This window comes from Roseomonas aerilata DSM 19363 (genome assembly GCF_000711725.1).
Lineage (GTDB): Bacteria > Pseudomonadota > Alphaproteobacteria > Acetobacterales > Acetobacteraceae > Roseomonas > Roseomonas aerilata.
Map to the genome: position 1 here is coordinate 41,795 of NZ_JONP01000029.1, position 11,670 is coordinate 53,464.

At 66.4% G+C, this 11,670-nt stretch carries 9 protein-coding genes and 1 rRNA gene; 7 read left to right on the forward strand and 3 right to left on the reverse strand.

All coding sequences use genetic code 11. The annotated features are described in order from the left end of the window. The first annotated feature begins 35 nt into the window (after nucleotides 1–35). Genes BO39_RS23110 through BO39_RS23125 form a run of 4 tightly spaced genes read left to right on the forward strand, consistent with a single transcriptional unit; the run spans nucleotide 36 to nucleotide 5,518 of the window. A complete protein-coding gene (locus tag BO39_RS23110) occupies nucleotides 36–1,526 on the forward strand; it encodes a M81 family metallopeptidase (RefSeq protein WP_043838027.1) in 1,491 nt (496 codons plus the stop codon). Then, entirely contained in the window at nucleotides 1,523–3,109 is a 1,587-nt protein-coding gene (locus BO39_RS23115; RefSeq protein WP_043837990.1) for an ABC transporter substrate-binding protein, read from the forward strand. Before BO39_RS23110 ends, BO39_RS23115 begins: the two co-directional genes overlap by 4 nt. A gap of 4 nt (nucleotides 3,110–3,113) precedes the next feature. Then, entirely contained in the window at nucleotides 3,114–4,589 is a 1,476-nt protein-coding gene (locus tag BO39_RS23120) for an amidohydrolase family protein (RefSeq protein WP_043837992.1), read from the forward strand. Next, nucleotides 4,589–5,518, forward strand: coding sequence for a CobW family GTP-binding protein (locus BO39_RS23125; RefSeq protein ID WP_043837995.1), 930 nt, complete (start codon nucleotides 4,589–4,591; stop codon nucleotides 5,516–5,518). The genes BO39_RS23120 and BO39_RS23125 overlap by 1 nt, the downstream gene beginning before the upstream one ends. 301 nt (nucleotides 5,519–5,819) lie before the next feature. Here BO39_RS23125 and BO39_RS23130 read toward each other — a convergent pair whose 3' ends face one another. Continuing rightward, a complete protein-coding gene (locus BO39_RS23130) occupies nucleotides 5,820–6,536 on the reverse strand; it encodes a FadR/GntR family transcriptional regulator (RefSeq protein ID WP_043838028.1) in 717 nt (238 codons plus the stop codon). 257 nt (nucleotides 6,537–6,793) lie between these two features. Between BO39_RS23130 and BO39_RS23135 the strand changes: the two genes are divergently transcribed. From BO39_RS23135 to BO39_RS23145, 3 genes are all read left to right on the forward strand, one after another. Next, a complete protein-coding gene (locus BO39_RS23135; protein WP_043837997.1) occupies nucleotides 6,794–7,609 on the forward strand; it encodes an NAD-dependent epimerase/dehydratase family protein in 816 nt (271 codons plus the stop codon). Nucleotides 7,610–7,635: 26 nt separating this feature from the next. Then, nucleotides 7,636–8,568 carry a dihydrodipicolinate synthase family protein gene (locus BO39_RS23140; protein ID WP_043838029.1) on the forward strand — a complete coding sequence of 311 codons (933 nt, stop codon included), beginning with the start codon at nucleotides 7,636–7,638 and terminating at the stop codon, nucleotides 8,566–8,568. A gap of 187 nt (nucleotides 8,569–8,755) precedes the next feature. Then, nucleotides 8,756–9,742 carry a Bug family tripartite tricarboxylate transporter substrate binding protein gene (locus BO39_RS23145; RefSeq protein WP_043837999.1) on the forward strand — a complete coding sequence of 329 codons (987 nt, stop codon included), beginning with the start codon at nucleotides 8,756–8,758 and terminating at the stop codon, nucleotides 9,740–9,742. Between the two features lie 267 nt (nucleotides 9,743–10,009). Here the strand turns inward: BO39_RS23145 and BO39_RS23150 are convergent, their stop codons facing one another. After that, complete coding sequence (locus BO39_RS23150; RefSeq protein WP_043838001.1) at nucleotides 10,010–10,972, reverse strand: IS630 family transposase; 963 nt, start codon at nucleotides 10,970–10,972, stop codon at nucleotides 10,010–10,012. 442 nt (nucleotides 10,973–11,414) lie between these two features. Continuing rightward, nucleotides 11,415–11,529: ribosomal RNA gene (gene rrf / locus BO39_RS23155) — 5S ribosomal RNA — on the reverse strand. Nucleotides 11,530–11,670 lie beyond the last annotated feature (141 nt).

Genomic DNA, 11,670 nt, shown 5'->3' on the forward strand with positions numbered 1-11,670 from the left:
CGCGGATGCCAGTCGGAAAGACGGAGGTCGGGTTCGTGCGGATCTTCATTGCGGGGCTTGCTACCGAGACCAACACCTTTTCCCCGATCCCCACGGGATGGTCAGGCTTCAAGGAGCAGCGAGTCTGGTTCCGCAACGACGGCAGCCGCCAGCCGCCCGTCGCCGGTAACGTGCCGCTGATCACCTGGCGCCGCCTGGCAGAGGCCGACGGGCACGAAGTCGTCGAGAGCCTCTGCACCTTTGCCCAGCCTGCCGGCACCACCCTACGCCATGTCTACGAAGGCCTTCGGGACATGCTGCTGGACGACCTTCGCCGGGCCGGGCCGATCGACGTCGTGTTGCTCTTCATGCACGGCGCCATGGTCGCTCACGGCTACGACGACTGCGAAGGGGACACGCTCGCCCATGTTCGTGAGGTGGTCGGCCCTCAGGCGAAGATCGGCATCGAGCTGGATCTGCACTGCCATCTGACGGAGCTGATGCGACGATCCGCGGACGCGATCATCACCTACAAGGAGTACCCGCACATCGACATGGCCGAGCGTGCGGCGGAGTTATACGCGCTCTGCACTCGCGCGGCGCGGGGCGAGGTGACCCCGGTCACGGCCTATCACGACTGCCGCATGATCAGCATGTGGCGGACGCCGCAGGAGCCGATGCGGTCCTTCGTCGAGCGCATGCAACTCCTGGAAGGCAAGGACGGCATCCTCTCCATCTCCTTTGGGCACGGCTTTCCCTGGGGCGACGTGGAGGAGGTGGGCGCCAAGATGGTCGTGATCGCCGACGGCGACAGGCTGAAGGCCGAAGCGCTGGCGAAGCGCCTGGGCGACGAGATCTGGGCGATGCGAGAGGCTACCTCCACCCGGCACGACACGATCGACGAAGGGATCGACCGCTCGCTTTCCGGTCAGGGAGGGCCGGTGGTCTTAGCGGATGTGGCGGACAACGCCGGTGGCGGCGCACCATCGGACAACACCGCCATTCTTGCTCGGCTGGTGGACCGAGGCGTGAAGGACGCAGTGATCGGCTGCTTCTGGGATCCGCAAGCGGTCGCCTTCTGCGTCGAGGCGGGCGAGGGCGCGACCTTTCCCCTGCGGATCGGCGGCAAGTGCGGCCCCTCCTCCGGCGACCCTGTGGACCTGATGGTCACGGTGCGGAGGCTCGATCCCGACTTCACCCAAACGGGGCTGAGCGGCGGCCGCGCAAGCTTCGGGCCGAGCGCATGGGTTTCCGCCGATGGCATCGACATCGTTCTCGTCAGCAGGCGCCAGCAGACCTTCGCGCCGGACGCCTTCACCGGCCTTGGCATCTCGTTGGCGGACAAGGCTCTTGTCGTCGTCAAGTCCACCCAGCACTTCCACGCCGCCTTCGCGCCAGTTGCGCGCGAGATCCGCTACGTGGCCGCACCCGGTGCCATTCCGCCGGACTATGCGAACATTCCCTTCAGCAAGCGCACCCGCCCGTACTGGCCCCGCGTGACTGACCCTTTCGCGCCGACCAACGCTCTCCAGGAGCCCGCCGCATGAACGCCCCTACCCGCCGCACGCTCCTCGGTGCAACCGCCGCCACGGCGCTCGTGCCCAATCTGGGCCGCCCGGCGCTGGCGCAGGGGGCGAAGGTTGTGAGCTTCGTGCCACAATCCGACCTCGCCGCGCTCGATCCGATCTGGACGACGGGCTACGTGGTCCGGAACCACGCCTACATGGTTTACGACACACTATACAGCATGGATGCCAGGTTTCAGGTGAAGCCCCAGATGGCCGAAGGCCATGAGGTGGCGGATGACGGCCGCAGTTGGACCATCCGCCTGCGCGATGGCCTGAAGTTCCATGACGGCGAGCCCGTGCGTGCGCGGGACTGCGTCGCGAGCATCCGCCGCTGGGCCGCGCGGGACGGCTTCGGCGCGACCCTCATGGCGCAGACGGACGACCTTTCGGCCGTGGACGACCGCACGTTGCGCTTCCGGCTGAAGGCGCCCTTCCCGCTTCTTGCGGAAGCACTGGGCAAGCTCTCCAGCCCCGTCCCCTTCATCATGCCGGAGCGGCTGGCCCAAACCTCGCCGCAGGAGCAGATCCGGGAAGCCGTGGGCTCCGGCCCCTTCCGCTTCCTCAGGGATCAATGGGTGGCTGGCAGCCAGGCCGTCTACACGAGGTTCGACGGCTACGTGCCGCGCGCGGAGGCACCGGATGGCGCAGCCGGCGGGAAGCGCGTCAACGTGGACCGCGTCGAGTGGAAGGTCATCCCCGACAGCTCCACCGCCGTCTCCGCCCTCTCGACCGGGCAGGTGGACTGGATCGAGAATGCTCCCACGGACCTGCTGCCGATCCTTCGCCGCTCACGCGACATCACCATCACCACGCGCGACCCGCTGGGCGTTTACGTGCTGCTGCGATTCAATCACCTCTTCCCGCCCTTCGACAACGTGCGTGTGCGTCAGGCCGTGCTGCATGCGGTGAGCCAGCCGGATTACCTCCAGGCCATGGTGGGCGACCCGTCCTTGTTCAGCGAGTGCAAGGCCTTCTTTCCCTGCGGCACGCCGCTCTCGACCGGCGCTGGCGGAGAGGCGATGGAAGCCAACCTTGCCAAGGCACGTGAGATGCTGAGGGCCAGCGGCTATGATGGCCGCAAGGTGGTCGTCATCTCCCCTACCGACATGCCCTTCCTGGCACCCATGGGCGACGTCACGGCGGACCTTCTGAAGCGCCTCGGGATGAACGTGGAACTCGTGACCACCGACTGGGGCACGGTGCTGGCCCGCCGTGCCTCCCAGAAGCCGCCGGAGGAAGGCGGCTGGAACATCTTCCACACGACCGCCGTGGCCCCGGAGTTCATGAGCCCGGCCTCTCACCTCGCGCTGCGCGGGAACGGCAGGGCGGGCTGGGCCGGCTGGTTCACCGACGAGAAGCTGGAGGCGCTGCGCGCCGACTGGTTCAGCGCGAGGGACGAGGCGGCGCAGAAGGTGGCGGCCGCGGAGATGGAGCGCCAGGCCTTCGCCACTGTGCCGTATGTGCCGATCGGGACCATCCAGCAGCCGACCGCCTACCGGAACACTCTTCGGGACGTGCTGCCGGGTACCGCGCCGGTGTTCTGGAACCTGCGGAAGGCCTGATCTCATGCACGACCTCATCATACGTGGCGGACGCCTGCTTGACCCGGAGACGAGCCTGGACTCCACGGGCGATGTCGCCGTCGTTGACGACCGGATCGTCGCCGTGGGCGTAGTGGAGGGACCGGCGCGGCGTGAGATCGACGCAACCGGGCTCGTCGTTGCGCCGGGCTTCATCGACCTGCACGCCCACGGTCAGTCCATTCCTGCCGACCGCATGCAGGCGTTCGACGGCGTGACCACGTCGCTGGAGCTGGAGGTCGGCGTGCTGCCGGTCGGGCTCTGGTATGAGCGCCAGGCGCAGGCAGGTCGCGTACTGAACTATGGTACGGCCGCCGCCTGGGTTTCGGCTCGCATCGCCGCCATGGCGGGCATGGAGCCGGAGCCGGAACTCGGCTTCATGGGACGCGCCACCCGCGAGCGCCGCTGGATGGACGATGTGGCAACCGACGGCGAGGTGGCGGAAGTGCTGCGCCGCGTGCGCGAAGGCTTGGACGAGGGCGGCATCGGTATCGGCCTGCCCAGCGCCTACGCCCCCGGAACGGGCGTGAAGGAGATGTCACTTGTCTGCAGCCTCGCCGCGGAGCGCGGGGTGCCGACCTTCACGCACATCGCTTACATGTCGAACGTCGACCCAAAAAGCTCCATCGAGGCCTATACACGCCTCGTCGGCTATGCCGGTTCGACCGGTGCGCACATGCACATCTGTCACTTCAACAGCACGAGCCTGCTGGATGTGGAGCGTGCGGCGGAGCTGGTGCGGAAGGCGCAGTCCCTCGGCCTGAAGATCACGGTGGAGGCCTATCCCTACGGGTCTGGTTCCACCGTGCTCGGCGCGGCTTTCTTCACCGATCCCGCCTTTTCCGAACGCACGGGCCGTGACTACGGTTCGGTGCAGATGGTCTCAACCGGGCATCGCTTCACCTCACGTGACGAACTTCTGGCAGCGCAGCAGGAAATGCCGGCCTCGCTCGTGCTGTTCCACTTCCTCGACGTGGAGGTGCAGCCGCGGCACCGGGACCTGTTGGACGTTTCTGTTCTCTACCCCGGTGGTGCCATCGCATCGGACGCCATGCCTTGGACCCTGCCCGACGCCTCCGTGTACATGGGTGACGAGTGGCCGCTGCCGGCGGAAGCATCCTCCCACCCTCGATCTTCCGGCACCTTCACACGCTTCCTCCGGCAATATGTGCTGAACCGGAGGACGATGTCGCTGCTGGATGGCATTGCCAAGTGCACGCTGATCCCCGCACGGGTACTCGAGGAAAGCACGCCGCAGATGCGTCGCAAGGGGCGCCTGCAGCCGGGTTGCGACGCGGATATCGTTGTTTTCCACGCGGAGGCCCTCACCGATCGCGCCGACTTCCGGCACATGAACCTTGTCGCGAAGGGCATGCGCCACGTGCTGGTGAACGGCGAGGCGGTCATCATCGACGGAGAACTTGGAACTGCCGCCCGGCCTGGAAAGCCAGTCCGCCGCTGATGGCCGTTCCAGTTCTGCTTGTCACCGGATTCTTGGGAGCGGGCAAGACAACGGTGATCAACCACCTGCTGACCGCGCCCCATGGCAAACGGCTCGCGGCAGTGGTGAACGACTTCGGCGCGATCAACATCGACGCGGAGCTGCTGGCCGGAAGCGCCGAGGGAATGGTGGCGCTGCAGAACGGCTGCATCTGCTGCACCCTGCAGGGTGACTTGCTGCGAACCCTCTCGCTCCTCCTGCGGCGCGATGCGGCGCTGGATGGTATCGTGATCGAGACCAGCGGCATCTCCGACCCCGCCGAGATCGTACGCAGCCTGCTCGACCCCGTGGTCTGGAGGGAAGCCGCGCTCGACACCGTACTCTGCGTGGCCGACGCGCAGGCGCTCACCGAGCGGCCGCAAACGTTAGAGGACACGCTGCTGCTCTCCCAGCTCCGGGCGGGCGACGTCATCGCGCTGAACAAGACCGATGCCGTGCCGGCCGAGCAGCTGGCGGGCATCCGCGACCGGCTTGCGGCTCTGCTCCCGGGCCGAACTGTTCTGGAAGCCCAGTGGGGTGGCGTGCCGGCCAGCCTCTTGTTTTCGGAGGACCTGAACGTCTTCCCGGATCGGGCGATGCCCACAGCCAGCCGCTTCGCAACTCCAGGCTTTGAAAGCGTCAGCTGGACGGCGGACCGCCCCATCTCGCTGCCGCAGTTCCAGTTTACGATCAGCCGCTTGGGACCGTTCCTCGTGAGGGCCAAAGGCATCATACACTTCGAAGGTCAGGAGCGTCCGGTGTTGTTCCAGATGGTCGGGCAGCGCGCCACATTCGGTGCGGCCCCCTCCCCTTTGTTCGACGCACCGGCGGTGCGGCTCGTGTTGATTGCCGAGATTGGACGACTTCAGCCTGAACTTGTGCATGCACTGCTCGATGAATGCCGCATCTGAGGCAGCCGCCATTTGGATCTCCGGGCGGGGAATTCGTACCGCCGCAGCAGACACCGAGGTCGACAGGAAACGTGTGTCCACTAGCTTTCTGATACTGCTGCCGTCTCCGTCAGGCGGCCAAGCTCGCACCTTTGGTGAACAACTTGCCAGTACCGTCAGCAGGGCAAGTTCCTGCTGCGGCCAGAGCCCATTTGTTCCACACGCCTGGGAACTCCAGCCTCGTAGAACGCCCCTACCCACCTGCCAGACGAATTTACAAAATCCAAGTTGGTGGCAATACGCTTAACATGTCAGCGCTTTCCTAAACGTCCCGCTGCCCATCTGTGACGCGCTGACGTGAACGATGCAGATGGTAGCGCATGGCCAGGCCGGCGGCCTCGGCATCACCCGCCTGAATTGCTTCGGCGATGGCCTCGTGTTCTTCGACCACTCGCCGGGCGCGCTCCTTCGAGCCGGCGCGGGTCAGGCCAAGCGCCACCGTCATGGCACTCTGGATTGGATCGCTCAGCATCTCCAGCAACTCGGCGAAAAAGGCGTTGCCGCTGGCCTTCGCAACGGCCCGATGGAAGGCATAGTCGGTGCGGGCCGGAACCGCCTCACCTGCGAAGCTCGCCCGCAGAGCGGTCAGCGCATCTAAGATGCGCTCCATTTCCTGGGCGCTACGCCGTTGTGCCGCCAGTGAAGCAGCCTGCCCCTCAAGCCCGATACGCACCTCGAGGCAGCGCAGCATCCCAGCTATGTCCGAGACCTTGACGAGGCGCGTAAGCTGATCGGATGGTCTTTTTTGCACGAAGGTGCCCGAACCCTGGCGGGTGATCACCAGCCCGTCGGCATGCAGGCGCATGAGCGCCTCCCGCACCGTTGGGCGCGAGACCGCGAATGCCTGGCAGATCTGGTTCTCCGAGGGCAGCTTGTCGCCCTCTCGCAAGGCCCCGGAGATGATCTGCTCCAGGATCTGACCATAGAGCTGATCGCCGAGCCTCTCTCGTTGCCGGCGAACCAGCTTTAACTCGCTCATGATCGTCTCCATCGTTCAACCAGCGATCGTGTTGCGCCGTGCACGCCTGATATTCACCATCCAGCACCAGTCATCTTGTCAGACATGTTGACAGGCTGTCAGTCTGAATGACAAGTTCGCGCCCAGCGGGGAGCATTGTTGCCCCCGCGCCTGCTATCCAGGGGGGAGACGATGCCGGACTGCCATGACGCGCCTTGGACGCAAAGCTTGCCAACAGTCCAGCGCGGATTGCCCGGCATGGCGAGTGGGTCTCCCGCATGACGAAGGTCGCACTCTCTGGTGCCAGCGGGCAGATCGGCCGCTTCCTGCGCACCGCCCTTTCCGAGCGGGGTATCGACCTTCGGTCGGCCGGTGGACGCACTCCCCTCGAAGCGCTGCGGCACGGCGAGGAAGTGATGCATGGGGATCTGCGCGACTCAGCGGTTGTGGACCGCCTGCTGGAGGGCGTGGACGTGCTGATCCACATGGCCGGCACGAGCGTCGAGCGCCCCCTGCCTGAGGTCATCGAGAACAACCTCGTCGGCCTCAATGCGGTCTACGAAGGGGCGCGCCGCCACGGCGTCCGACGGATCGTCTTCGCCAGCTCCAACCACGCGATCGGCATGCATGAGGCCACGGAGAAACTCGGGCTCGGCTGCGACTTCCGGCCGGATGGCTTCTACGGGTTGAGCAAGATGTGGGGCGAGGGGCTCGCTCGGCTCTACTGGGACAAGCATGGCATCGAGAGCGTCTGCGTCCGCATCGGCTCCGCCCTGCCGCGCCCGACGGAGCCGCGCCATCTCAGCACCTGGTTCGGCCTCGACGACCTGCTCCAGTTCACCTTGCGCTGCATCGAAGCTCCTTCCGTCGGCTTCCTGGTTGCTTGGGGAGTTTCCGCCAACACGCGCAGTTGGTGGACCCCCACCTCCTGCGAGACGCTCGGGTATTACCCCACCCAGAATGCCGAGGATTACGCCGCCGAGATCCTGGCGAAGCCGAACCCGCTGGACGATTTGGGGCAGCAATTCCAGGGCGGCGGCTTCGTCGGTCTCGACTACACGCCGCCGGAGCGCCGCCGCTCCCTCTCGCGCTGAACCTTTCGACCATCAAGGAAATGGCCATGCCGCCGCCGAACCCCAACTTTCTCACCGCGCTGCCGGGCATCTCCGGCATCCTGGTCACACCCTTCGACAAGGATGACCGGATCGCGCCGGCGCTGCTCCGCCCTGTGATCGATCGCGCCATTGCGGCGGGCGTGCACATCCTGACGGCCAACGGCAACACGGGCGAGTTCTACGGCCTGACCACCGCCGAGGCGGAGCGGATGGTTCATGCGGCCGCGGAGATGATCGACGGGCGGGTGCCGCTGATCGGCGGTGTCGGGCGCGGCATAGGTGATGCCGTGGCGCTCGCACGCGCCTCGCGGGTAGCGGGGGCCGCAGCGCTGATGGTCCACCAGCCGCCCGATCCCTTTGTCGCACCCCGCGGTGTCATCAGCTATGTGCAGCGCATTGCTGACGCCGCGCAGGGCCTGCCGATCGTACTCTACCTCCGCAATGATGGCATAGGCCTGGAGGCGATCGAGCAGCTCTGTCGCATCCCCGGGGTGGCCGGGGTGAAGTGGGCCAGCCCGACCCCGCTGCGCCTTGCGGAGGCGATCCGCCGCGCTGACCCCTCGATCGTCTGGGTCGGTGGCTTGGCCGAGACCTGGGCACCGCCCCTCTGCGCGGTCGGCGCGCGCGGATTCACGTCCGGACTGATCAATGTCTGGCCGGAGCACTCGGTCGCGATCCACGCTGCCCTGGCGGCAGGCGACTACGCTCGCGCGAACGAACTGATCGCCGTGATGGGGGCGTTCGAAGAGCTGCGTGCAGAGGAGGGCAACGGCACCAACGTGACGGTCGTGAAGAGTGCGCTCGCCATGATGGGCAATGACTGCGGCCATGTGCGCCCGCCCGGAGCTTGGCCGCTAACGGAGAGGCAGGCAAAGGCTCTTCGCCGCCGGCTCGGCGAATGGGGTCTGCTCGCCACGCCGCACGCGGTCACGGGCTGAGGCCCGGCGTCAGAACCGGCCGCCGCGCGGCGCGGCGGCCCCTCGTTAGCGCGGCCGACGCCAGGGCGGCTAGGCCGAACGAATACCATGGTATCGGCCGGGACCGTTCGGCCCTCATCTCGACGCGTCCGGCCGCATCGCGTGGCCGGACGATCAGCAAGCGTTCCAAGAACAGGACACAAAGATCATGCACCGACGCGAACTCGGTATCTCAGCCCTGGGCCTGATGGCCGCTGCGGCCACGGGGGCCCGACCGGCTGCCGCCCAGGCGCCGGCATACCCGACGCGCACGGTGACCATCGTGGCCCCCTTTGCCGCCGGCGGCTCAACCGACCTCATCGCACGGCTGATCGCACAGCCGCTATCGGCGCGCCTGAACCAGCAATTCGTGGTAGATAACAGAGCCGGTGCCAACGGCGCGGTGGGCAGCGGCTTCGTGGCCCGCGCCCGCCCCGATGGCTACACCCTGCTGGTCACCCCCAACAGCACCTATGCCATCAATCCCCATCTTTACAGCAGCCTGCCCTACAATCAGGAGCGCGACTTCGCGCCGATCGGGTTGCTGGTCCAGAACGGGTTTTTTCTGTGCGTGCGCGGCGATTCACCGTTCCGCACGGTAGCCGACTTCGTGGCGGCGGCTAGGGCGGCGCCTGACACGATCAGCTTCGGCTCGGGCGGCATCGGTTCGGCTAACCACCTCGCCCCGGAGATGTTTGCCGCCGCCAATGGCGTTAAGCTCCAGCACGTGCCCTACCGCGGCAGCGGCCCGGCCATGCAGGCTGTGATAAGCGGCGAGATCCCGATGTCCTTCGTGGACACGGGCGTGGCACTACCGTTCATGCGCTCGGGCGACTTGCGGGCGCTGGCGGTGAGCTCGGAGCAGCGCTCTGCCCAAGCGCCGGACGTGCCCACCTTGGCCGAGTCCGGTACGCCAGGCCTCAACGCGTCCAGCGACTTTGCCATGTTCGCTCCCGCCAACACGCCCCAGCCAATCATCCGCCGCATTTCGGAGGCGGTCATTGAAGGCCTGCGCACACCCGACCTGCGCGAGCGGCTGCAGGGCCTCTCGATCGACGCGGTCGGTGGCACCCCGGAGGCGTTCCCAGCCTACCTGGCGGCTGAGAGTGCCAAATGGCGCGACGTAATTCGTGCCCGCGATATCCGCGTCGAGTAGCCTCCGATTCGGCTCGCAGACCCTGCATGTGCATCGGCGCGGCCGCGCTGCCAGACTGAACACCTACCAGCCAGAGCCGCCGGCACCTCAGTCGGCAGCCTCCAAACCAGACGTGCCGTCATCTGGGGGACTGCCAGGGTCTTGATCTTCTCTGCTTGCCCATGCCCCTACCCTCGCTGGCTGCCGCTCTCTGAGTTTGGATGCTCAAAGGCCAAATCGGGCTGTCGCGCCACAACGATCTTGCCAAAGCACCAGAGCAGACTCCATTCATCCGGGCTCACAGCGTGCGGCTGTGAAGAGGTTGGCGCACTCGGCTGGTGAGAACTGGGGGAGTGCGGTCCCGATGACGATCCGGAGGTCGTCGAGGCTGCGGGCGGCGGCTTTTCGCAGGACGGCCTTGAGCTTGGCGAAGGCGTTCTCGTTGGGCTTTGAGGCACTGCCTCGAAGGTCGGGCGAGTAGGGCGGCAGGTAGCGGAGGGTGGCGCCCGTGGCCTCGATGGCGGCGCGGGTGTGCTGGCCCTTATGGGCAGGCAGGTTGTCCATGATGACGATGTCACCGGACCGGAGTGTCGGCACCAGCACCTGGTCGATGTAGGCGGCGAAGGCGACCCGGTTCATGGGCCCGTCGAGCACCATGGGCGCGGTCATGCCTGACAGCCGCAGGGCGCCGGTGAAGGTGGTGGTCTTCCAATGGCCGTGCGGGACCGGGGCACGGCAGCGCTGGCCACGTCTGGCCCGTCCACGCAGGCGGGCCTTCTTGGTCGAGGCGCCAGTCTCGCCGATGAAGACCAAGCGCTCAGGGTCGAGGTCAGGCTGCGCATTGAACCAGGCGCGGCGCTTGGCCGCGACGTCGGGCCTGTCCTGCTCGCTGGCGTGCGCCGTTTTTTGGAGGGTCATGGCGTGGCGGTCCAGGAAGCGCCAGATCGTGCTCGGGGTGAAGTGCGCGCCGTGCTCACGCCGGAGCATTCCCGCCAGCTCGACCAGCGTGATGTCCACCTTGGCCTCCACCGCACCGAGGATCGCGGCACGATAGGCCTCGATCCGCCGCGAGCGCTGGTCGCCGCCCTTTGGCTTGGCTCTCGTCGCGCCCGTCGTGTGGAACACCCGAACCCAGCGGATGGCCGTGGCCACTCCGACCCCGAAGCGCTCAGCCACCGCGCGGCGCGAAAGCCCGCCCTCCACTGCCCCGACAACGCGGCTGCGACGATCCTCCGATAAGGTCCGACCCATCCATGCTGGCCTCCCTACCAGCCAGGAGGGTGAATAAGATGCCACCGCGTCGGGCAAGAACATTCAAATCCGAATGCTCGGATCATGCTCTAGGTCACGCTGCCGGTTCCGGACACCCGTTGCACAAGCTTGAGCGCCGCGTGATGCGCTGACGGCAAACCAAACTGCTGACACTCGTGCCGAGACGCCCTCTTGATAGCCGGAGCCAGACGCTTGCGCCGGTCCCGCGACGGGGGTGCCGTGATGATTAGCGCCGAATCGCCTCAGGGCGGATTGACCAGGGCAGCATCCATAAGTCCTGAGCCTAACGCGAACGGCATCAGTTATGCAGTTCGATGGTTCACTCGGCCATAGGTGGGAGGCAGCACTCCCTGGACCTGCAAGCACGAACCCCACCGACCTTATAGGTGGGTGGGGTATGATGTGACGTTCTGGTCTGGTGGTCTGGCGCCGACCGACTCTCCCGTGTCTTAGGACACAGTACCATAGGCGCGGGGTGGTTTCACGGCCGAGTTCGGGATGGGATCGGGTGTGTCACACTCGCTATAGGCACCAGGCCACCGGGCCAGAACGTCTGATAGTTTTTCCTCCTTTATGGGGAGGGGGGGATGGTTTGGTGAGGGTTGCGTGTTGGTGCTGCGTGCGGCGAGGCTTTAGGCCTCACGCGGTGTGGGGGATGAGTTCGATCGGGCGATTAG

Bases quoted from the DNA above. Each gene is read 5' to 3' on its own strand.
- BO39_RS23115 (WP_043837990.1), top strand. From the start codon at position 1,523: ATGAACGCCCCTACCCGCCGCACGCTCCTCGGTGCAACCGCCGCCACG.
- BO39_RS23120 (WP_043837992.1), top strand. From the start codon at position 3,114: ATGCACGACCTCATCATACGTGGCGGACGCCTGCTTGACCCGGAGACG.
- BO39_RS23125 (WP_043837995.1), top strand. From the start codon at position 4,589: ATGGCCGTTCCAGTTCTGCTTGTCACCGGATTCTTGGGAGCGGGCAAG.
- BO39_RS23130 (WP_043838028.1), bottom strand. From the start codon at position 6,536: ATGAGCGAGTTAAAGCTGGTTCGCCGGCAACGAGAGAGGCTCGGCGAT.
- BO39_RS23135 (WP_043837997.1), top strand. From the start codon at position 6,794: ATGACGAAGGTCGCACTCTCTGGTGCCAGCGGGCAGATCGGCCGCTTC.
- BO39_RS23140 (WP_043838029.1), top strand. From the start codon at position 7,636: ATGCCGCCGCCGAACCCCAACTTTCTCACCGCGCTGCCGGGCATCTCC.
- BO39_RS23145 (WP_043837999.1), top strand. From the start codon at position 8,756: ATGCACCGACGCGAACTCGGTATCTCAGCCCTGGGCCTGATGGCCGCT.
- BO39_RS23150 (WP_043838001.1), bottom strand. From the start codon at position 10,972: ATGGGTCGGACCTTATCGGAGGATCGTCGCAGCCGCGTTGTCGGGGCA.